We start from the raw sequence: 20,947 nt of genomic DNA, 5'->3' as shown, positions 1-20,947 counted from the left end.
GCTGGGGAGAAACGAATCCACGGGCGACCTTCGTAGATTCGACCCGCAGACTATGTGTGCGGTGTCTTAAGTAGGCCTGCACCGCCTGCGAATTGGGATAGGGTGCTGATCGCCCTTAATGCCTGATTAAGTCGCTGCACCTAGTGTGTGCGACATGTCTCATGTAGCCTCCCGCAGTTCGCATCGCAACAGCACCCAACACACCAACAATCTACACCTTCTCGGCTGGACGCTAGCTGCTTTCGGCCTGTTGGTTGCCTGGGATGCCGGGGGCCTGGATCGGGAGGTGGCACATTGGTTCGGCGGAGTTCATGGCTTTCCTTTGCGTGACCAATGGTTCTTCGTGCACGTGATGCACGAGGGCGCACGCCGCTTGGCGTGGTTGGCTGCTTTGGCGCTGGTACTGGCGGTCTGGTGGCCCTTCGGTGTCCTGCGCGGTACCAACAGAGCTGAACGACTGCAACTTGCAGTCACTACTCTGTTGGCGCTGGCGGTAGTGAGCGCCCTGAAATATGCCAGTACGACCAGCTGCCCCTGGGACCTTGCCGAGTTTGGCGGCGTTGCACGTTACGCCTCGCACTGGGCGCTGGGAACGGTCGATGGGGGCGCTGGCAAGTGTTTTCCCGCAGGACACGCTTCAGCAGGTTTTGCCTTCATTGGTGGCTATTTTGTGCTGCGCCGAAGCCAGCCACTCGCTGCGCGGATCTGGCTGGGAAGCGTTCTCGTAGCGGGGTTTGTGCTCGGCCTGTCACAGCAGATACGCGGGGCGCACTTTCAGAGTCACACCCTGTGGACGGGCTGGTTGTGCTGGACCACTGCATGGTTCGTCGACATGGCATTCCACCGAGACGCTCTTTGCGACGCAAACGCGGCCAGCGTTGTCGGAACAACAGAGGCCCATTGAGAATGGTTGCCACTCAGCTCTTCTCGCCGAGCGCCGCCTTCACGACGGCTCTGTTGAGCCTAGAAACGGCAGTTGGATGCGCCCGCCATGGCCGCAATGGGCGTGCCAGGCAAGGACGAGCAACGCCGCATGGCACGGCCAGTGTGGTGCCGGCGGGTGCATAGCGCTGTTCACACTACAGGTGAGCGCCTGCGATGCCAACAAGGCCAATCACCAGGCGGCTTTCCAAACGACAACAAGCGATCAACCGCCGTTTCCAGGTTGAATCCAGCCCTCAAATAGCGCGACAGATTTTCAGCATGTTGGTGCCGCCCGGCGCCCCCATGGGTTCACCGCAGGTGATGGCATAGACATCGCCGCTGCTGACAATGGCGCGGTCTTTGAGGTGGCGTTCAGCTTGCTCAAGCGCTGTGTCGCGATCGGCGCTGGTATCCACCAATATGGGACGAACGTTGCGGTACAAGGCCATGCGCCGCTGCGTCGCGATCTTGGGGGTCAGGGCATAGATGGGAATATGAATGCGGTGCCGGCTCATCCACAGCGCAGTGGAGCCACTCTCCGTCATGGCAACGATAGCTTTGGCACCCAGGCGGTGCGCCGTGAACAGTGCGCCCATGGCAATGGCGTGGTCGATACCGCCAAACGCACGCCCGGTGAAATCTGCATCCAACTGCGCGTCTTCAGCAGCCTCTGCAGCGGCACAGATCTTGGCCATTTCTTGCACTGTCTCTAGCGGATAGCGGCCAGCAGCCGTTTCCGCACTCAGCATCACGGCATCGGTTCCGTCCAGCACGGCATTGGCCACGTCGCTCACTTCGGCGCGAGTAGGCGAGGCATTCGTGATCATGCTCTCCATCATCTGCGTGGCGGTGATCACCAGCTTATCCATATCGCGTGCCATGCGAATCATCTTTTTCTGCAATGCCGGCACCACGGCGTTGCCCACTTCCACGGCAAGATCGCCGCGTGCGACCATGATGCCGTCGCTGACGCGCAGGATTTCCTCCAGCCGGGGGATGGCCTCGGCTCGTTCGATTTTGGCGATCAGACCTGGCTTGTGGCGGTATTGCGCCGCAGCGACATTGCACAGCTGCCGGGCCATTTCCATGTCGGTGGCACTTTTTGGAAAACTCACCGCAACGTAGTCGGCCTGAAAGCTCATCGCCGTACGAATGTCTTCCATGTCCTTTGCTGTCAACGCCGGCGCGGTCAACCCGCCGCCTTGCTTGTTGATGCCTTTGTTGTTGGAGAGTTCACCACCAATGCGGACCGTGGTATGTACTGCCTCGCCACGCACGGCATCCACGGTCAACACGATCAACCCATCGTTGAGCAACAAGACATCTCCGGGACGGGTGTCGCGTGGAAGCTCCTTGTAGTCAAGGCCCACACCTGCCGCGTCGCCCAACTCGGTGCGGGAAGCATCGAGGACAAAAACAGCACCCGACTCCAGCATCACGCGGCCTTCTGCGAACTTTCCCACACGAATTTTTGGCCCCTGGAGGTCAGCCATGATGGCCACTTCCCGCCCTGCGCGCTGTGCCGCTTCGCGCACCAAGCGCGCGCGCTCGATGTGGTCTTGCGCGCTGCCGTGACTGAAGTTGAGTCGGACCACATTCACGCCGGAAAAGATCATCTTCTCCAGCAGGGTCAGCTCGCTCGAGGCGGGGCCCAGGGTGGCAACTATTTTGGTGGCGCGGCGCAAGGACATGGAAGACTCGTCAAAACGTAATTAAGTTTCAATTTTCACATGAAACGGGTTACATCCACAGATTCTTTCAGTCTGTCCAAGTTCAAACTCAAGCCACCGGGCCATGGCACCACACGTCTTTGCGCACACGAAAAAGGCTCCCGAAGGAGCCTTTTCGCAAGCGAGTGGAGTTGGGTATCTTTTACCGAGCAGCCTGAAGCAAACGCTGTACATCGCGATCATTGGGCAAAGCATAGTCGTGCCCACGAACAATGCGGCTGTCTTCGGTACGCACGAGCTTGAGGCTGACGAACGTCAAATTCGCTGCAGCAGAATATGTGCCGACCAATACCAAGGCCGCGTTGTGGTTGCGTGCAATGTCTTTGATTTCGCGTGACAGCAGCAACTCGCCTGCCCCTTCCTTGACGAAGACGTCACCGCGCAGCTTGACTTCCTTGACGTTGAATCCTTTGCTCGCCATCGACGACGCGTACTGCTCAGAGAGCGTGCGGCCCAGCGGTGCGGAACGGCTCAAGTCATTGACATTGACAATCGTGGCCACCAACACGGGGCCACCGCTTACTGCAGGCATATCCATGCCCGCCACCAGCTTGCTGATCGCCTCAGTGCTGCTTTGCAGGAACTGGCTGCTTGCCGCCTCCTGGTAGGTGGGTTCGGTGCGCACAGGGGCGTTGTTGCTGGCACAGCCTGCCAGCAAAGCGCCGGCGCACAGGGTCAACAGGGCATAGGATTTCATTGCGAGACCACCTTCATGTTGATGCTTTTGTATGCAGGCGCGGGACGCAGAAACAGCGGCGTGTCGGCATTTTCAAGATAGTAGACATCGGTCTTGCGAGCAACGTACTGCCCGCCGCGCATCACCGTGGTAGTGAGCACCATCTCGGTGTTGGTTGGCCCGCCAGAATTGATGCTTGAAGCATAGTCTGCAGCCACTGTGAGGCCCAGGGCGCCCAGCAATTGCGCGTCGATATGCTCATGGCGCAGGCCATACGCAGCCATGAGTCCCGCAGCAACCATGGTGAACTGGCCCGGAATGAAGTGGGGGCGATCACTGTTGTGACGGACCAGCTGAGCGTGGTAGCTCACATCCAGCGTCTGTCCAGGCATTTGCTGAACCGGGACACCGTTCTGCACAAACTTGGTGATCAAGAAGTCGCGAAACGCCAGATCAAACGCACTGGGGTTGGGAGGTGCCGACACATGCAATTGGGTGCCCGCCGGCATGCCCGCTTTGTCCAATGTTGCCAATGTCTGGGACACCACGTCGTTTGAGAGCATTTCCCAGTGCCCCGCCGAGCGCACTTTGTGCTGCAGCGTGAGGTTGAAATTCTCGGCAAGCGGAATGGGCGCCTTGGAGGCGCAGCCCATCATGCTCGCCACTGCGCCAACCATCAAGGTCAAGCGAATTGCCTTTGAAAACACCATGATTCCCCTCCTAACGAATTTGAACGACAGCGACAGGCAAGGAAGCGCCCAACACACTGATCAAAATAATTCTGGGCGCGCGGCTCAACAAAAACAAGAAAAAGATGCGCTAAATACCCTTGGATACAGACTCTTTGTTGTTTTTGTCACAGTCCTTCACGCATTCTGAGCCCGCTTCTCCAGAATCTCAAAGGCAGGCAGGGTGCGCCCCTCCAGTACTTCGAGGAAAGCGCCGCCTCCAGTTGAAATATAGCCAACGCGGTCTTCGATCCCAAATTTTGCAATGGCTGCCAGGGTGTCACCGCCCCCTGCAATGCTGAAGGCCTCTGACTCCGCGATGGCCTGCGCGAGCGCACGCGTACCGCCCTCAAACGCGGGAAATTCAAACACTCCCACAGGACCGTTCCAGACAATCGTGCCGGCCTGTTGCAACTGTGCCGCGAGGCGCCCGGCGGTCTCGGGCCCGATATCGAGAATCAGGTCGTCTGCTTCCACGTCCTGCGCACGCTTGGTACTTGCGGGGGCGCCGGCCGAGAAGGACTTGGCAGTCACCACATCGGTGGGAATCGGTACCTCGGCACCGCGCGCCTTCATGGCCGCCATGACCGCGCGCGCGTCGCCCACCAGCGAGGGCTCAGCCAGGCTTTTCCCGATGGGCAACCCCGTTGCCAGCATGAAGGTATTGGCGATGCCTCCGCCGACAATAAGTTGGTCCACTTTGCTGGCGAGGCTTTGCAAAATATTGAGTTTGGTGGACACCTTGGAGCCGGCAACAATAGCCGCCAGCGGGCGCGCCGGCTGCGCCAGCGCTTGGGTCAACGCATCGATTTCTGCGGCCAACAGGGGGCCAGCACAGGCAATGGGTGCGTATTGGGCGATGCCGTAGGTGGTGGCCTCCGCCCGGTGCGCGGTACCAAATGCGTCGTTCACAAAGATGTCGCACAGCGCAGCCATGGCGCGTGCCAATGTCTCGTCATTTTTTTTCTCGCCGAGGTTGACGCGACAGTTCTCCAGCAACACCATGTCGCCGGGCTGCACGCTCACACCCCCACCCAGTCGGCACGCAACGGGACGTCGCGTTCGAGCAATTGCGCCAAGCGCGCCGCTACCGGCGCGAGGGAATCCTCGGGCTTGAACTGGCCCTCGGTGGGACGCCCCAGGTGGCTGGTGACCATGACCGCCGCGCCGGCATCAAGCGCCATGCGGATGCAAGGCAGCGACGCCCGTATGCGCGTGTCTTCGGTGATCTTGCCCTTGTCGTCGAGCGGCACGTTGAGATCGGCACGGATGAAAACACGTTGGCCACGGACTTTGCCCGAGGCACACAAATCAGAGAAGCGAAGAAAGTGCATGGCGATGGTATTGAAGTTGGCGACCGCGCGGCCCATCCGCTTGCGGCGATGGCAGGCATTCTAGGAGCCATCCCGTGCTGCAGCCCCAGCGCTACCAGCCCCAACCGATATGCAGCGGCAGATACACTGCCATGCCCACGACAATGGTGCCCAGAATTCCACGCTGCCAGAAATAGTAAAGGCAGGCGCAGAGCACTGCGGGCAGGCGGGCGTCCTGCAAGCTGCCGATCAGCGCGCCCTGCGCCATCACCACCTCCGGTGCTATGACGGCAGTCAGCGCCGCCAGAGGCGCGTACTTCAGGCCGCGCCTGAGCCAGTCGGGCATGGGCAGCTCACGCTCGGGCAGCATGAAAAAGGCGCGCGCGAGCAAGGTGATTAACGCAAGCCCGGCAATGGCTACCAAGCCATACACGGTTTCAGCATTCATGCCCCATCCTCCCCGGCAGCACGCTGGCGCAGCGCCTGCTGGCGGGCATGGCGCTGTGCGGACTCCATCGCCAACCCGGCCGCAATCGCTGCGGCGATCGCCACCAGGATATTGAGCTTTAGCGGCAAGGCATAGGCCGCCACGGCCGCACTCGCAGCCACACCTGTGGCAACCCACGTGGCGCGGTCCACCAGGAGCGAGAGCAACACGCCGAGCAGGGCCAGGACCCCGGCAAAGCCCAGCCCCCAAGACAGGGGAACCTCATTGGCGAGCAAGATGCCCGCAATAGACGGGATTTGCCAGGCGAGCCAGTTCAATGACGCAGCGCCCCAGAAGTAGGGCACCTGATCAGGATCCGGCTCCACGCGTGGAAAACGTTTCATGAAAGCGACGAAGATTACGTCGCCGCTGAAATAACCGATGGCCAGGCGCCGCCCCAGCGGCTGGGATTGAAAGTAGCTGCGCCACAGGCTGCTGAAAATGACGAAGCGTAGATTGACGCAGGTGGCGGTCAACCACACCACCCACAGTGGCGCGCCCACAGCCAATAGCGGAATGACCGACAACTGAGCACTGCCGGCATAAACGGCGATCGACATCACCAGCGCCAGCCAGACGCTCATACCGCTTTTGACCATGGCAACACCCGTTACCAATCCCCAGGCAGCAATCCCCAATGCGGGCCCAATCAGATCCGCCAGACCTTCGCGGAATGCCGGGTGACGCGTCTGGGCAAGCGCACTCTGCAGGCTCAAGGCGGCGCCCCTGACGGTGCAGTGGAGCCAAGCTCCATGCCCGGCTCCAGCGCGAAGCCCCGCAGGAAATCTCGCGCCGCCAATGGCTTGCCGCCCGCGCGCTGCAAGCGGGTCAGGCGCAGCGCGCCTGTGCCACAGGCGACGGTGATACCGGCATCATTTACACGATAAATATGGCCTGCGCGCTTATCCATATTGAAATGTTCGCTATCAATTTCGCAGTCCACCACCTTGATGATTTCGCCGTTCAGCAGCGTGTAGGCGCCCGGCGCGGGCGTCAGCGCACGCACCCGCCGATCAATGGCTTGCGCCGGCTGGCTCCAGTCGATCTGGCTCTCGGTTTTCGCGATTTTTTCGGCGTAGGTCACACCGACTTGCGGCTGCGGCGTGCACTCAAGCGGCCCGCTCGCCAGGTCTCGCAAGGCCTTAACCACCATTTGCGCGCCCAGCATCGCCAGGCGATCGTGCAGGCTTGCTGTGGTGTCACGGGGCGCAATCGCCAGGCGCTCGGTGCGCAGCATGTCACCCGTGTCCAGGCCGGCATCCATCTGCATCAACGTGATGCCCGTCTCGCTGTCGCCCGCTTCGATGGCACGATGAATGGGAGCAGCTCCGCGCCAGCGGGGCAGCAGACTGGCATGGATGTTGATGCAGCCATGGCGCGGCATATCGAGTACCCATTGAGGCAGGATCAGACCGTAGGCCGCTACAACCAGAACGTCGGGACATGCTGCCTCGATGGTTTCACGGGCAAGCGCTGCGTCTTCTGCAAAGCGTCCGTCCAGCCGCAAACCGCGCGGCTGCACCACTGGAATCGAATGATTCTGGGCAAGTTGCTTGACGGGCGATGGCCGCAGTCGCAAGCCGCGCCCTGCCGGGCGGTCCGGCTGCGTCAGCACCAGAGGCACGGAAAAACCAGCCGCAAGAATGGCTTCGAGCGCTGCGCGAGCAAATTCCGGCGTACCGGCAAAAAGAACATTCATATCACTTGCGAGGCGGTAGCGAATCTGCGGGGAGAGCAGACAAGCGAAAAAGGAACCGGACGCTCGGCCAAGCAGCGAGCCCGAACTGCCCAAGATAGTGCCCAAACCACCTACAGACCACCTCAGCGGTAGTGGTCGTCGGCCAATGTGTCCTCGGAAAACTCCACGCCATGGACCACGCCGGCAGCGTCAAAGCGCAGCCGCGCCAAGCGCCAGGTGCCATAGTCCAGCCAGGAATATGTCCACACGCTACCTGTTTCACCGTCCTCCTTGCGGCGCATCGGCGGACCGAGGCTGCGCTGCACTTCTGCCGACTCGTGATGACCCTGTGCAAATTGCTGGAACTTTTGGCGGGTAAAGACTTGCTCCGTCGAAACCAAGCGATTACTGGCATCGAAATCGTAGCGCTGCCGCTCCCCCGGCTTGCCGGAATAGAACAGCCGCTGACCTGTGGGCAGCGCATACGCAGCACGCGGCGCGCCGAGCCGGGCCTGCACTTGCTCGGGCGTGGCGCCGGGGCCGAGGGCCGGGGACGTTGCGCAACCCGCGAGAGCTGCGGCCAACACGCACGCAATGCATGGGCCAGCGCCCGCACGAAGCAAGAAACTCATGGCCGGGCCTCGTCGCGCTGGCGCTTGATCATTTTGGAACGGATGCGGTTGCGTTTGAGAGGCGAGAGATACTCCACGAACACTTTGCCCAGCAAATGGTCCATTTCGTGCTGAATACACACCGCCAGGAGTTCTTTCGCTTCCACGATGAAGTCCTGACCGTGTGCATCCAAGGCGCGCACGCGCACCCCAGCAGCCCGCTCCACTCCGTCGTAAATGCCAGGCACCGACAGGCAGCCTTCATCGCCAACCAGAGTCTCCTCGCTGGACCACAGAATTTCGGGATTGATCAGCACCAAGGGACGGTTGCGCTCCTCGGAGACATCGATGACTACCACGCGCTCATGCACATCGACCTGCGTCGCTGCAAGTCCGATACCGTGCGCGTCGTACATGGTCTCCAGCAAGTCTTGCGTCAGCTCGTGGATGCGCTCATCCACCGTACTGACCGGGCGGGCCACGGTGTGCAGACGGGGATCGGGATAACAAAGAATGGGAAGAATCGCCATGGCTTATGAAGAAAGATGTCGCTATTTTCGCCACTTTTTCCGCTGCACGCAGCCAGCGCGCCCAATAATCATTGCCCAATCAAGGGCTTGAGCAGAGAATCTCAGTTGATTTGTAACGTCTTTTGCTGCGCTTTTCCTTAGCGGATAAAGCTGCAGCGCAGTGAGGGGGCAGGGAACAATGCATCGAAATACGACAACGCGCGCCGCACGCATGGGCATTCTTGGCACCGCTTGCGGCGCTGTGACTCTGCTCGCAGCAGCGCTGGCCAGCAGCACTGCGTGGGCGCAGAATCATCCTGTGACTGCGGCTCAGCGCGCTGAAGCCCAGCAGGTAGCCAGCCAGGGCATTCCCGTGACCGAACTGGCCCCGAGCGCACCCGATGTCTACGTCGTCAAGCGTGGTGACACACTGTGGGCTATTTCCGGCCTGTATCTGCGCAAGCCGTGGCGCTGGCCCGAGCTCTGGGGCATGAACATGCAGAGCATTGCCAATCCGCACCTGATTTTCCCGGGCCAGACGCTCTATCTGGACAGAACGGGCGGCTTTGCACGATTGCGTTCGGGCCTGCCAGGGCAACCCGAAGAGGTGCGTATTTCGCCGCGCACCCGCTCCGACAGCCTTGCTGATACGGCACTGCCGACGCTGCAACCGCATCTGATTGAGCCATTTCTGGTTGAACCCCAGGTGGTGGACGCAGACACCCTGGAACGGGCGCCGCGAATTGTCGCCACCGTGGATGACCGTGTTCTGATGGCTGCGGGCGACCGTGTCTATGCCCGTGGCGATATGACGAAGCCACTAGAGATTGCGCCAGGCGAACCCCGCTATTTCGGCATCTACCGCAATGCAGTGGCTCTAAAGGATCCCGTAACGAGCGAAATTCTCGGCTACGAAGCGCAATTCGTCGGTAAAGGCGAATTGGTTCGTGGCGAATCACTGGAAGACACGCCCAACGCCAAGGGCGGGTTCACCACCGAATATGTGCCAGCCACTGTCGACATCATGAGCACACGGGAAGAAGTGCGCGCCAATGACCGCCTCTTGCCTACGCCGGCGCGCGGTTTTCTGAGCTATGTGCCGCGTGCTCCGGAGCAGCCGGTGTCGGCACGCGTGGTCTCTATTTACGGTGGCTCCGCCTTTGCCAACGCAGCCCAAAATCAGGTGGTGGCCATCAATATGGGGCAGCAAGACGGCATCGAAAGCGGTCACGTGCTGCAGTTGCTCACGGGTGGCCAGCGCATCAAGGACACCACCGACGAAGCCAAGCAGATGATTAGGCTCCCCAGCGAAAAGAACGGCATGGCTATGGTGTTTAGAACCTTCGACAGGGTGTCTTACGCATTGATCCTCAGTGTTCGCAACCAGGTTCGGGTGGGCGACACCCTCGTCAACCCGCGCTGACATCATGGCGGTGCACGCTGCACCGCCACCAACGATGGAACCTGTCGAGCTTTCAGCCTGGCTGCGCCTGAGCGTTTCAGACGGCGTAGGCCGCACGACGGCACGGCGGCTGCTCACAGCCTTTGGAAGCCCAGAGGCCGTCTTCGACCAAAGCCTGTATTCGCTTGCGCAGCATGTGACGCCTGCTCAGGCGCGCAGCCTTCTCGTACCCCCTGAGAAACACGCCGCCCTCCTGGACGCTACGACGCATTGGCTCGCCCAATCGGGCGAAGCAGGCTTGTTGCGTGCCGTGGCGCCGCTGGGCCACGTCTGGTATCCGCCAGCCCTCCTGGAAATTGAAGATCCGCCGCTCATGCTGTATCTGCTGGGCGCGCAGCGATGGCTGACTGACTCGCGGTGCTCCATGCAACGTGCCCGCAGTCTGGCCATTGTCGGCAGCCGCAACCCCACACCCCAGGGCAGGGAGACGACGCTACAGTTTGCGCAGTCGCTGCGCGAAGCCGGGTTGTCTATTGTCTCGGGGCTGGCACTGGGTATCGACGCGGCGGCCCACGAAGGAGCACTGGCAGCAGCCTTTGAATCGGACACTCCAGTGACGGTGGCAGTAGTCGGTACGGGGCTTGATCGCGTTTATCCCTCGCGCCACCTCGATCTGGCCAGGCGCATTGCTGCAAACGGTCTTATCCTCAGCGAGTACCCGGTGGGGACCCCGCCGCTAGCAGCCAACTTTCCGCGCCGCAACCGTATCATTTCCGGGCTCAGCCATGGCGTGCTGGTGGTAGAGGCGGCGCCGGCGTCAGGATCGCTCATCACGGCGCGCATGGCCAGCGAACAAGGGCGGGATGTTTTCGCTGTTCCAGGCTCCATCCATGCTGTCCAGTCGCGCGGTTGCCACGCCTTGATCAAGCAGGGAGCCAAACTGGTCGAGAGTGCAGCCGATGTGCTGGAAGAGTTTCCCGCAGCGGTGGCCATGCAGCCGACACCCGCTGGCGCAGAGCCGGCGCGCCGCGCCAGCGCGCTGCTGAACGCACTGGGTTTTGATCCGCTGGGGCTGGACACATTGCAGGCTCGCACCGGTCTGGACACGGCCAGCCTGCAGGTGCAGCTGCTGGAACTCGAACTTGAGAGCGAAGTGGCGCGCCTTCCCGGGGGCTTTTTCCAGCGACAGGTCCGCGCCTGAACCCTGAACCCTAAATCTCTGGGTCTCAAGCCAGCAGCCGCTCCGGATTCGCGTTGAGCTTGGCCAACGCCTCGCGCGTGGCACGCACCGTCAACCCATCTTCATCGCGTGGGACCAGCAAACCTGCCTGCAGATAAGCACCCAGACGGCGCAGTTGGATCAGGTAGCTGATACCGTCGGTCGAGACCAAAAGATGCAGTTGGCGTTGCTTGCTGTGCCAAGCGTACTGCACCTGCGCAGCCGCTCCGTTGATGTCCAGCGTAAACCAATCGCCCGGCACGAGTTCCCGGGCCCAGGCCACCATGGCGTCCTCAACCGGCGCATCGTTGTCGGCAAACACCTGGATCGCGCTGGCGTCAATGCCCGTCATCATTTCAATGTGCTCGGCATCCAGTGGCAACTCGCCCAAGACGGCATCATCAAGAAACTCCTCTACATTGGCGAGCCGCCGCGCCATGGCCTCGATGTGGTCCAACGGTATGGCAGCTGTCTTGGACATGAACGCATCGGCCAGTGTGTCGGTCAACGCTTTGATTTTCGCATCCTGATCCTCCCCGGCAATACCCACCATAAGCAGCCCCTCACGCAGGCGCTGCAAGATTCCGGGCAGACTCTGGATCACCTGCGCACGTTCAGCGCGGTTGGGTTTGGCGCTCGCTGCCCAAACCAGATCGGCAGCCGTGCGCTTGAACGACACCGTCTCGGCGTGCTGTGCACCATGGCGCACGGCAGACAGCGCAAGCACTTCGGCCCAAGTCTTGAAAAGGAACTCGCGCACTTCGTCGCGCACCGGCATCTCGCTCAACATGGTGCGCAGCTCGATGGTGTATTTGATGGTCAGCGTTTCTTTTTGCTCTACTTGCTGTGCCACACTTACCAATTTGGCCGTATCGTGCTTTTCTGTTAGGTGCTTGGTCAGGAATTTCTCGAACTCATCGTGGACCAGCTGGAACACGCGGCGTCCGGTTTCGGGATATTGCTCGATGACCTGCACGATGCGGCGAACTTCCGCCTCCAGCGTACTTCCACTGACGGACGCCGAATCAAAACCGAGGGCTACCGCGCCCATGCGGTCTATCAGCTTGCGTGCCGGGTGGTTCAGGTTGCTGAAAAACTCCGGCTCTGCCAGAGCCACCCGTAACACCGGTACTTGCAGTCGAGCAAACCAGACGCGCACGGCCGGCGGAATGCGATCCTCTGAGAGGATGCTCTGGAACATCAGCGCCACCACTTCAATAATGGCCTTTTCGCTGTCGGTACCCGCTTTTTTCTTGAGTTCAGCCGAGCGCTCGCGCACCGCACCGGCCACCTGGATCACTGCGGCTGGACTGTAATCTTCAACGATGGCGCCCAGAGTGCTGTAGTACACATCGGCCTGCACGCGGTGTGCCGCCAGGGCATGCGCCAGAGCCGCCGACGCCGGTGGCGCCTGCGACAGATCGCCTCCTCCCAGCGCAGGTGACAGCAGACGCCGCAGCTGCACCATCACCCCCTGCGCCCGCTGGCGAGCGCGCAGCAAGGGCGTTGCAGCAGCGTCAAACGGGCCCATTGGCGAGCCTGAATAGCCGCTAGAGTGCGAATAGGCGTCGCGTCCGGAATGCCCCCCACCACGGGCCGATTGCATTGCCTGACGCGACTGCTCGAGCGCATGGGAGGCCAAGCCGCCCGAACCGCTCGCCGAATGCGCCCCTGCTGCGGAGCGCTGCAAGCGCACCCGCATTTCATGTTGCGCCACCACGCCGCGCTCGGCCAGAAATTCATTGCAGGACTGGTAAGCCGATTGCATCAGCGCTGCAGTGGCGCGCTGCAAGGGCTCTACCGCCATTTGTAGATCGTCGCGCGGCAGGCCGACTTTGAGCCAGCTCTCAACCAGACTCAAACTCAGCGCCTCGGGGCGCAACGGGTCCGTGGCGGGCAGATCGTTTTGTTCAAGTGAGCGCATGCGCAGTCGCAACGAATCGAACTGCGGGGCGACTTCTTCCATCACCGTCAATGCAATGCGCGAAGCAATGATCTTGTTTTCCACCACATCGTCGCCCACCAGCTCCAGGCTGCTGTCGAGCGTGTACGTGGCGCGCGCACTGACGGGCCCCGGTGTGGGCAGCTCCAGCGGGGCGCGCAGCGCTGCTGTCATGCCCTGCAGCCAATCCTTGCGCTTTTGTTCGTAACCCTGCCAGGCATCGCGACGCTTTTGCATGTCGCGCTGCGTGCCGGTCTGCTGCATGAGGGCTGTAAAAAACTCGGCCACTGCCTTGTCAATGTCGGGCAGCCCCCCCTTCAACGCGTCTGTCCAGCGCTCCCTCACCATGCGAGCGAGGCGACGGGGGGAAGCGGCGGCAGCCGGGGGCGTTTGCATGAACGTATATTAGTATGGAAACGTCCCGTGCGACTCAGCGGTATGTCGCCAACTACTTCTTTGCTGGCCCCTGACCGGCTGGTTCTCTACCCTATCTTCAGACGGTTGCGCCGGCGTTCGGATCATTGGGATCCGTTTCGCTGCGTGCAGTCTTGATAAGGTCTTCGCGCTTGACCCCCAGCCACATGGCGATGGCGGCCGCCACGAAGACCGAGGAGTAGATGCCGAACAAAATTCCGATGGTCAGTGCAAGAGCAAAGTAATGCAGGCTGGGGCCGCCAAAAAAGAACATCGACAGCACCATGGCTTCGGTCGAAGCGTGCGTGATGATGGTGCGGCTCATGGTACTGGTGATGGCGTGGTCGATCACCTCGTGCGTGTTCATCTTGCGAAAGCGACGGAAGGCTTCGCGAATCCGGTCAAAAATGACCACCGACTCATTCACCGAATAGCCCAGCACCGCCAACACGGCAGCCAACACCGAGAGCGAAAACTCCCACTGAAAGAAGGCGAAGAAGCCCAGAATGATCACCACGTCGTGCAGGTTGGCAATGATGGCAGCAACGCCGAACTTCCATTCGAAGCGAAATGCGAGGTAGATCACAATGCCCAGCACCACCATGCCGAGCGCCATCAAGCCGCCCTTCACCAACTCGTCGCCCACTTGCGGGCCAACAAACTCCGTCCGGCGCAGGTTTACATCGGGGTCGGCCGCCTTGAGCGCACCGATCACGCGTTCACTTTGCTGAGAGGACGTCACACCCTTTTGCACCGGCAAACGGATCATCACATCGCGCGCGGTACCGAAGTTTTGCACCTGGACGTCGGGAAACCCCAGTTTTGCCACCGTATCGCGCACCTTGGAAAGGTCTGCGGGCTGGCTGTAGGCCACCTCCATCACTGTGCCTCCGGTGAACTCCACCGAAAGGTGCAGGCCGCGCGAAAACAGGAAGAACACCGCGAACGCGAAGGTGGCGAAGGAGATCGCGTTGAAGATCAACGCGTGCTTCATGAAGGGGATGTCCTTCTTGATGCGGAAAAATTCCATGTCGTTCTCTTTCAATTCCTAGAGCAGGCGCCGCACCGCCTTGACGCGGCGAGCACCAGGGAGCGCTCGATTACAGGGTTTTGGCGACGACGGTCGTGGTGGCTTCCGGCTTCCAGATCTGCCCGATGGAGAGCGTCTTGAGCTTCTTCTTGCCGCCGTACCAGAGGTTGACCATGCCGCGCGAGAAGAACACCGCCGAGAACATACTGGTCAAAATACCCAGCACGTGCACCACCGCAAAGCCACGCACCGGGCCGGAGCCAAAGGCAAGCAGCGCCAGGCCGGCAATCAGCGTGGTCACGTTGGAGTCAAGAATCGTTGTCCATGCACGTTCATAGCCGGTGTGTATGGCCATTTGCGGCGACGCGCCCTCGCGCAGTTCTTCACGAATGCGTTCATTGATCAGCACGTTTGAGTCGATGGCGACACCCAGCGCGAGCGCCATGGCAGCAATACCGGGCAGAGTGAGCGTGGCCTGAAGCATGGAAAGCACCGCCAGCAACATGAGAATGTTGACCGAGAGCGCGATGCTGGAGAACACGCCGAACAGCATGTAGTAAAAGCACATGAACACCACGATGGCCAGCATGCCCCAGATCACGCTGTTGATGCCGCGCGCAATGTTGTCGGCGCCCAGGCTTGGGCCGATGGTGAATTCTTCGATGATTTCCATGGGTGCAGCCAGCGAACCTGCGCGCAGCAGCAGCGCTGTGTCGTTGGCTTCCATGGTGGTCATGCGGCCGGAAATCTGCACGCGGCCACCGCCGATTTCCGAGCGGATGACGGGCGCCGTCACGACTTGACCTTTGCCTTTTTCAAACAGGATGATGGCCATGCGCTTGCCGACGTTCTCGCGCGTGATGTCCTTGAAGATGCGCGAGCCCTTCGCGTCCAGCGTGAGGTTGACGGTGGGTTCCTGCGTCTGGCCGTCAAAACCAGGCTGGGCGTCGGTCAGGTTTTCACCCGTCAGTACGACCTGCTTCTTGACGATCACGGCCTCGCCGTTGCGGTCCAGGTATTTTTCGTCGCCAAAGGGCACCGGGCCACGCCCGCTTTCGGCGGCGCGCGCCTCCGTGCCTTCGTCGACCATGCGAACTTCCAGCGTGGCGGTACGGCCCAGAATGTCCTTGGCCTTGGCGGTGTCCTGGACGCCAGGCAGCTGCACCACGATACGGTCGAGCCCCTGCTGCTGAATCACCGGCTCGGCCACGCCCAGCTCGTTGATGCGGTTGTGCAGTGTGGTGATGTTCTGCTTGAGCGCCTGGTCCTGCACGCGGCGCGCGGCCTCGGGCTTGATGCTGGCGCGCAAGCGTTGCCCACCGTCGGCTTCCTCGCTGGCCGTGACCTGCAGATCGGGAAACTGATCGCTGATGAGGTTGCGCGCCGCCGTCAGCGAGGCTTCGTCGCGCAGGCGGATATCGATGTTCTGGCCTTCGCGCGAAATTCCGCCGTGGCGGATATTTTTGTCGCGCAGGGTGGTACGCAGGTCACCCGCGTACGATTCGGCCTTTTTGGTCAATGCCGCCTGCATGTCCACTTGCAGCATGAAGTGCACGCCACCACGCAAGTCCAGGCCCAAATACATGGGCGCGGCGTGGATTGCCGAGAGCCAGGCGGGCGATCGCGAAACCAGGTTGAGTGCAACGATGTAGGCGGGGTCCTGCGGGTCGGGAATCAAGGCCTTTTCGATGACGTCCTTGGCCTTGAGCTGCAGGTCCGGCGTATCGAAACGCGCACGCACCGAGTTGCCTTCAAGCTGAAGCATGTCGAAACCCACACCAGCGGCGGCCAGCGCATCGCGAACACGCGCTTCGACGGCGGCGTCGACCTTCACAGTCGCCTTGGCAGACGACACCTGCACCGCAGGCGCCTCGCCAAAGAAATTGGGCAGGGTGTAGAGAACGGCTACGAGCAGGGCCACCACCAGAATGGCGTACCTCCAGAGCGGAAAACGATTCATGTTCGGGCGTCCCTACGCAGAAAACGAAAGAAGGCGATGCGCGAATGCGTCGCACCGCATGCACTGGCCTGTGCGAGCCAGTGGGACAGCGAAATTACTTGAGCGTTCCCTTGGGCAGCACCTGCACCAGGGATGCGCGCTGGACCTTTACCTCCACGCCGCTGGCAATTTCCACGTGCAGGTACTGCTCGGACAACTGCGTGACACGGCCCAGCATGCCGCCGCCAATGACCACTTCGTCGCCCTTGGCAATGGCTTCGACCATGGCGCGATGCTCCTTCTGGCGCTTCATCTGCGGACGGATCATGACGAAGTACAGCACCACGAACATCAGCACCAACGGCAGCATGCCGGTGAGCGTGGAAACCATGTCACCACCGGCAGCAGCGGCAGGTGCGGTCTGGGCAAAAGCAGAGGAAATGAACACAGGGAAACTCCAAGGAAAATAGGTCAGCGCACGCGAGCACGGTGGCGGCGGACGCAGTAGAGGCGGGGAAACCGCAAGCGCGCCATTGTATGCGGGCCGCTTTTGGCGCGGCTGCACGGCCCGGTGAAAGGCGCACTCCGCGCGCCTTCGTGCCCAGATTTTTAGAAAAATAGGCCTCTACCGCTTATTCAGAAAGCGTTAATAGCTATATATTTTATAGCAAACTACGCTGCTTTCTGCTGTGCGCCAGGGCTGCGCCAACGTGCCATCAAGGCGCTCCACTTGGCGCGGGCACTGACAAGGTGCCGCTCTTTGACGTGGCCGTAGCCGCGAATGTCTTCAGGAATGCTCGCAATTTCCACCGCCAGCGCAAGATTTTCGTTGCTCAGGCCCGCCAGCAGCTCCTCGATGCAGGTGCGGTATTCGCCAATCAGTGCGCGTTCCATCTTGCGCTCTTCGCTATAGCCAAAAGGGTCAAGTGCAGTGCCACGCAGGCTTTTGAGCTTGGCCAACACACCGAAGGCCTTGCGCATCCACGGGCCGTAGCTCTTCTTGACCAGCTCGCCCTTCTCATTGCGTTTGGCCAAGAGCGGCGGCGCCAGGTGGTGTACGACACGATAGTCGCCCTCGAACATGCCAGCGATCTTGTCGGTGAAGCTGCGATCCGTGTGCAAACGCGCCACCTCGTACTCGTCCTTGTAGGCCATCAGCTTGAACAGGTAGCGCGCCACCGCCTGCGCGAGGCGCGTGCTGCCCAGCTTTTCTTCTGCGGCCTGAACCTTGGCGACAAAGGCCTGGTAGTCGCCTGCATAGGCGGTATTCTGGTAGGCGGCAAGAAACTCCACGCGCTGCGCCAGCATGCTTGCCAGGGTGGGTTTCTTGACGAATTCAATTACCTGCGCAGGCGCCAGCAGCGCTTGCACCGCAGCCAGGTCGTGCGCGCAGCGCCGGCCCCACTCGAACGCAGCCTGGTTGTTGGCCACCTGCACGCCGTTGAGCTCCATGGCACGCATCAGCGCCGCGTGCGAGAGCGGCACCCGGCCCTTTTGCCATGCGTAGCCCAGCATCAGCGGGTTGGTGTAAATGCTGTCGCCGAGCATTTGGGTGGCGACGCGCTCGGCATCGAAGCTGCCCACCAGCCCGCTCCCAACGGCCGCAACGATGGCGCTCTCGCACGCCGCGCCCGGGAATTGCCACTGCGGATTGGTCACAAAGGCTGCGGTGGGGGTGCTGTGCGTGTTGAGCGCGACAAAGGTGCGGCCCGGCTGCATCACCGCCAGACTGGCCGGGTTGGCCGCCACAATGGCGTCGCAGCCAATCACCAGATCGGCCTTGGCAATGTCGACCTTGGTAGTGTGGATGGCGTCCTGCCGGTTGGCGATCTGCACATGGCTCCAGGTGGCGCCGCCCTTTTGCGCCAGGCCGCCGGCGTCCTGCGTGACCACGCCCTTGCCTTCGAGGTGCGCCGCCATGCCCAGCAGAGAGCCGATGGTGATGACGCCTGTGCCGCCGACACCGCCCACCACGATGCCCCAGGGCTGCTCCGCACTGGGCAGCACCGGCTCGGGCACCGGCGGCAGTGCGGCCGCATCGGCCTTGGCCTCCTTCTTCGGCTTCTTGAGCGCGCCACCTTCAATGGTGACAAAACTCGGGCAAAAGCCGCTGACGCAGGAGTAATCCTTGTTGCAGGTGCTCTGGTTGATGCGGCGCTTGCGGCCGAATTCGGTCTCCACCGGCTCCACCGACAGGCAGTTGGATTTGACCGAGCAGTCGCCGCAGCCCTCGCACACCAATTCGTTGATGACCACGGTCTTGGTCGCCTGCGGCATCAGGCCACGCTTTCTGCGGCGGCGTTTTTCGGTCGCGCAGGTCTGGTCGTAGATCAGCACGCTGCAGCCCTTGATCTCGCGCAGTTCGCGCTGGATGCGGTCCAGCTCGTCCCGGTGGTGCACCGTGACGCCAGCGGCAAGCGGCGCGCCGTCGTACTTTTCCGGCTCGTCGGTCACGATGACGATTTTTGCCGCGCCTTCGGACTTGACGCTGTTCATGATCTGCAGCACCGAATGCCCCTCGGGCCGCTCGCCAATCTGCTGGCCGCCGGTCATGGCGACCGCGTCGTTGTACAGAATCTTGTAGGTGACGTTGACGCCGGCAGCGATGGACTGGCGAATCGCCAGCAGCCCGCTGTGGAAGTAGGTGCCATCGCCCAGGTTGGCAAACACATGCGCGTCCTTGGTGAACGGCGCCTGGCCGACCCAGGTCACGCCCTCGCCGCCCATCTGCGTGAAGGTGCTGGTGGAGCGGTCCATCCACACCGTCATGTAGTGGCAGCCAATGCCGGCGACGGCGCGCGAGCCCTCGGGCACACGCGTGCTGGTGTTGTGCGGGCAGCCGCTGCAGAACCACGGGGCGCGGTCGCCGGTATCCTGCTTGGGGGCCGCCAGAGCCTTCTCACGGGCCTCCACAATGGCCAGGCGGCTGTCCATGCGGGCCACCACGTCGTCGGGTACGCCGATCTTTTTCAGGCGCTTGGCAATGGCCTTGGCGATGATGGCCGGCGTCAGGTCGGCCTTGGCGCGCAGCAGCCAGTTCTGGCTGGGGTTGGGCATGGACCATTCGCCGCACTGGCCGTTCTCGCCTTCGGCCTCGTCGAACTTGCCCAGCACATTGGGGCGCACGTCGGCGCGCCAGTTGTAGAGCTCTTCCTTGATCTGGTATTCGATGACCTGGCGCTTCTCTTCAATCACCAGAATCTCTTGCAGACCCTTGGCGAAGTCGCGCGTGATGGTGGCTTCGAGCGGCCAGACCACGTTGACCTTGTGCACGCGAATGCCGAGCTGGCGGCAGGTGGCGTCGTCAAGCCCCAGATCCACCAGCGCCTGGCGCGTGTCGTTGTAGGCCTTGCCGCTGGCGATGATGCCGAAGCGATCACGAGGGCCTTCAATCACGTTGTGGTTCAGCTTGTTGGCGCGCACATAGGCCAGCGCGGCGTACCACTTGTAGTCCATCAGGCGCGCTTCCTGCTCCAAGGGCGCGTCGGGCCAGCGGATGTGCAGGCCGCCGGGCGGCATCGCAAAATCTTCGGGCATGACGATCTGCACGCGGTCCGGGTCCACACTGACGCTGCTGGACGACTCCACCACCTCCTGAATCGTCTTCATGCCCGACCACACACCGGAAAAGCGGCTCATGGCAAAGGCGTGCAAGCCCATGTCCAGGATGTCCTGCACATTGCTCGGGAAGAACACCGGCGTACCGCAGGCCTTGAAGATGTGGTCGCTCTGGTGCGGCGCCGTGCTGCTCTTGCTGATGTGGTCGTCGCCGGCAATGGCAATCACGCCGCCGTGCTTCGCCGTGCCGGCCATGTTGGCGTGCTTGAACACGTCGGAGCAGCGGTCCACGCCTGGGCCTTTGCCGTACCAGATGCCAAAAACCCCGTCGTACTTCTTGCTTTGCGGGTACAGGTCGAGCTGCTGCGTGCCCCAGACGGCCGTGGCGCCGAGTTCTTCGTTCACGCCAGGCTGGAAGACGATGTGGTTCTCGGCCAGGTGCTTCTTGGCTTGCCAGAGCGCCTGGTCGTAGGTGCCCAGCGGGCTGCCGCGGTAGCCGCTGATGAAGCCGGCGGTGTTGAGCCCCGCGGCCGCATCGCGCTGACGCTGCAGCATGGGCAGGCGCACCAGGGCCTGCACGCCGCTCATCATGGCGCGGCCGTGGCCGAGGGTGTATTTGTCGTCGAGCGAGACGGTTTCGAGGGACTTGCGGATGTGCTCGGGCAGGGGCGCATTCATGGGGTTTGTCTCCAGTTTTTTCGTGGGTTCGCTGCTTGTGGCGCGAGGAGGGTTCGCAGCGGGCACGACCAGATAGAGCCACGCACCCATTGTGGCGACAAGTGTAGAT

General features: G+C 61.7%; 16 protein-coding genes and 1 pseudogene. 3 read left to right on the top strand and 14 right to left on the bottom strand.

The window, feature by feature from the left end:
• The first annotated feature begins 154 nt into the window (after window positions 1-154).
• Window positions 155-904 (top strand): phosphatase PAP2 family protein, encoded by a 750-nt coding sequence (locus tag C6571_RS08845; RefSeq protein WP_106446361.1) that lies wholly within the window; start codon window positions 155-157, stop codon window positions 902-904.
• A gap of 274 nt (window positions 905-1,178) precedes the next feature.
• Here C6571_RS08845 and pyk read toward each other — a convergent pair whose 3' ends face one another.
• The 9 genes and pseudogenes from pyk to def all read right to left on the bottom strand — a co-directional run bounded on the left by pyk (window position 1,179) and on the right by def (window position 8,677).
• Window positions 1,179-2,615 carry a pyruvate kinase gene (gene pyk / locus C6571_RS08840; RefSeq protein WP_106446360.1) on the bottom strand — a complete coding sequence of 479 codons (1,437 nt, stop codon included), beginning with the start codon at window positions 2,613-2,615 and terminating at the stop codon, window positions 1,179-1,181.
• A gap of 181 nt (window positions 2,616-2,796) precedes the next feature.
• The gene (locus C6571_RS08835; protein WP_106446359.1) at window positions 2,797-3,351 is read right to left on the bottom strand and encodes a FlgO family outer membrane protein; all 555 of its coding nucleotides are present in this window, start codon (window positions 3,349-3,351) and stop codon (window positions 2,797-2,799) included.
• Window positions 3,348-4,040: a hypothetical protein gene (locus C6571_RS08830; RefSeq protein WP_106446358.1), complete on the bottom strand. Its 693-nt coding sequence runs from the start codon at window positions 4,038-4,040 to the stop codon at window positions 3,348-3,350. Before C6571_RS08830 ends, C6571_RS08835 begins: the two co-directional genes overlap by 4 nt.
• Before the next feature lie 156 nt (window positions 4,041-4,196).
• Window positions 4,197-5,392: pseudogene (locus tag C6571_RS08825) on the bottom strand (phosphoglycerate kinase).
• 91 nt (window positions 5,393-5,483) lie between these two features.
• Window positions 5,484-5,819 carry an AzlD domain-containing protein gene (locus C6571_RS08820; protein WP_106446357.1) on the bottom strand — a complete coding sequence of 112 codons (336 nt, stop codon included), beginning with the start codon at window positions 5,817-5,819 and terminating at the stop codon, window positions 5,484-5,486.
• Window positions 5,816-6,574 (bottom strand): AzlC family ABC transporter permease, encoded by a 759-nt coding sequence (locus C6571_RS08815; protein ID WP_211300717.1) that lies wholly within the window; start codon window positions 6,572-6,574, stop codon window positions 5,816-5,818. The genes C6571_RS08820 and C6571_RS08815 overlap by 4 nt, the downstream gene beginning before the upstream one ends.
• Complete coding sequence (gene fmt, locus C6571_RS08810) at window positions 6,571-7,557, bottom strand: methionyl-tRNA formyltransferase (RefSeq protein ID WP_106446356.1); 987 nt, start codon at window positions 7,555-7,557, stop codon at window positions 6,571-6,573. Before fmt ends, C6571_RS08815 begins: the two co-directional genes overlap by 4 nt.
• 122 nt (window positions 7,558-7,679) lie before the next feature.
• A complete protein-coding gene (locus C6571_RS08805; RefSeq protein ID WP_106446355.1) occupies window positions 7,680-8,168 on the bottom strand; it encodes a hypothetical protein in 489 nt (162 codons plus the stop codon).
• Window positions 8,165-8,677: a peptide deformylase gene (gene def, locus C6571_RS08800; protein WP_106446354.1), complete on the bottom strand. Its 513-nt coding sequence runs from the start codon at window positions 8,675-8,677 to the stop codon at window positions 8,165-8,167. The genes C6571_RS08805 and def overlap by 4 nt, the downstream gene beginning before the upstream one ends.
• A gap of 211 nt (window positions 8,678-8,888) precedes the next feature.
• On the opposite strand from def, the gene C6571_RS08795 reads away from it, so the two are divergent.
• Window positions 8,889-10,079, top strand: a complete 1,191-nt coding sequence (locus C6571_RS08795; protein WP_273364079.1) for a LysM peptidoglycan-binding domain-containing protein — start codon at window positions 8,889-8,891, stop codon at window positions 10,077-10,079.
• A gap of 34 nt (window positions 10,080-10,113) precedes the next feature.
• Window positions 10,114-11,259, top strand: coding sequence for a DNA-processing protein DprA (dprA, locus tag C6571_RS08790; protein WP_106446352.1), 1,146 nt, complete (start codon window positions 10,114-10,116; stop codon window positions 11,257-11,259).
• A gap of 25 nt (window positions 11,260-11,284) precedes the next feature.
• Here dprA and C6571_RS08785 read toward each other — a convergent pair whose 3' ends face one another.
• From C6571_RS08785 to C6571_RS08765, 5 genes are all read right to left on the bottom strand, one after another.
• Complete coding sequence (locus C6571_RS08785) at window positions 11,285-13,615, bottom strand: DUF1631 family protein (RefSeq protein WP_106446351.1); 2,331 nt, start codon at window positions 13,613-13,615, stop codon at window positions 11,285-11,287.
• Between the two features lie 97 nt (window positions 13,616-13,712).
• Window positions 13,713-14,663 carry a protein translocase subunit SecF gene (secF, locus tag C6571_RS08780; RefSeq protein ID WP_106446350.1) on the bottom strand — a complete coding sequence of 317 codons (951 nt, stop codon included), beginning with the start codon at window positions 14,661-14,663 and terminating at the stop codon, window positions 13,713-13,715.
• A 70-nt stretch (window positions 14,664-14,733) separates the two neighbouring features.
• On the bottom strand, window positions 14,734-16,623 hold the full coding sequence (gene secD / locus C6571_RS08775) for a protein translocase subunit SecD (protein ID WP_106446349.1): 1,890 nt from the start codon (window positions 16,621-16,623) through the stop codon (window positions 14,734-14,736).
• 94 nt (window positions 16,624-16,717) lie between these two features.
• Entirely contained in the window at window positions 16,718-17,050 is a 333-nt protein-coding gene (yajC, locus tag C6571_RS08770) for a preprotein translocase subunit YajC (protein ID WP_106446348.1), read from the bottom strand.
• A 224-nt stretch (window positions 17,051-17,274) separates the two neighbouring features.
• A complete protein-coding gene (locus C6571_RS08765) occupies window positions 17,275-20,838 on the bottom strand; it encodes an indolepyruvate ferredoxin oxidoreductase family protein (protein WP_106448133.1) in 3,564 nt (1,187 codons plus the stop codon).
• Window positions 20,839-20,947 lie beyond the last annotated feature (109 nt).

The organism is Simplicispira suum (assembly GCF_003008595.1).
Lineage (GTDB): Bacteria > Pseudomonadota > Gammaproteobacteria > Burkholderiales > Burkholderiaceae_C > Simplicispira > Simplicispira suum.
Note: the sequence above shows the minus strand (reverse complement) of the source record. Positions and strands in the feature narration are given on the sequence as shown.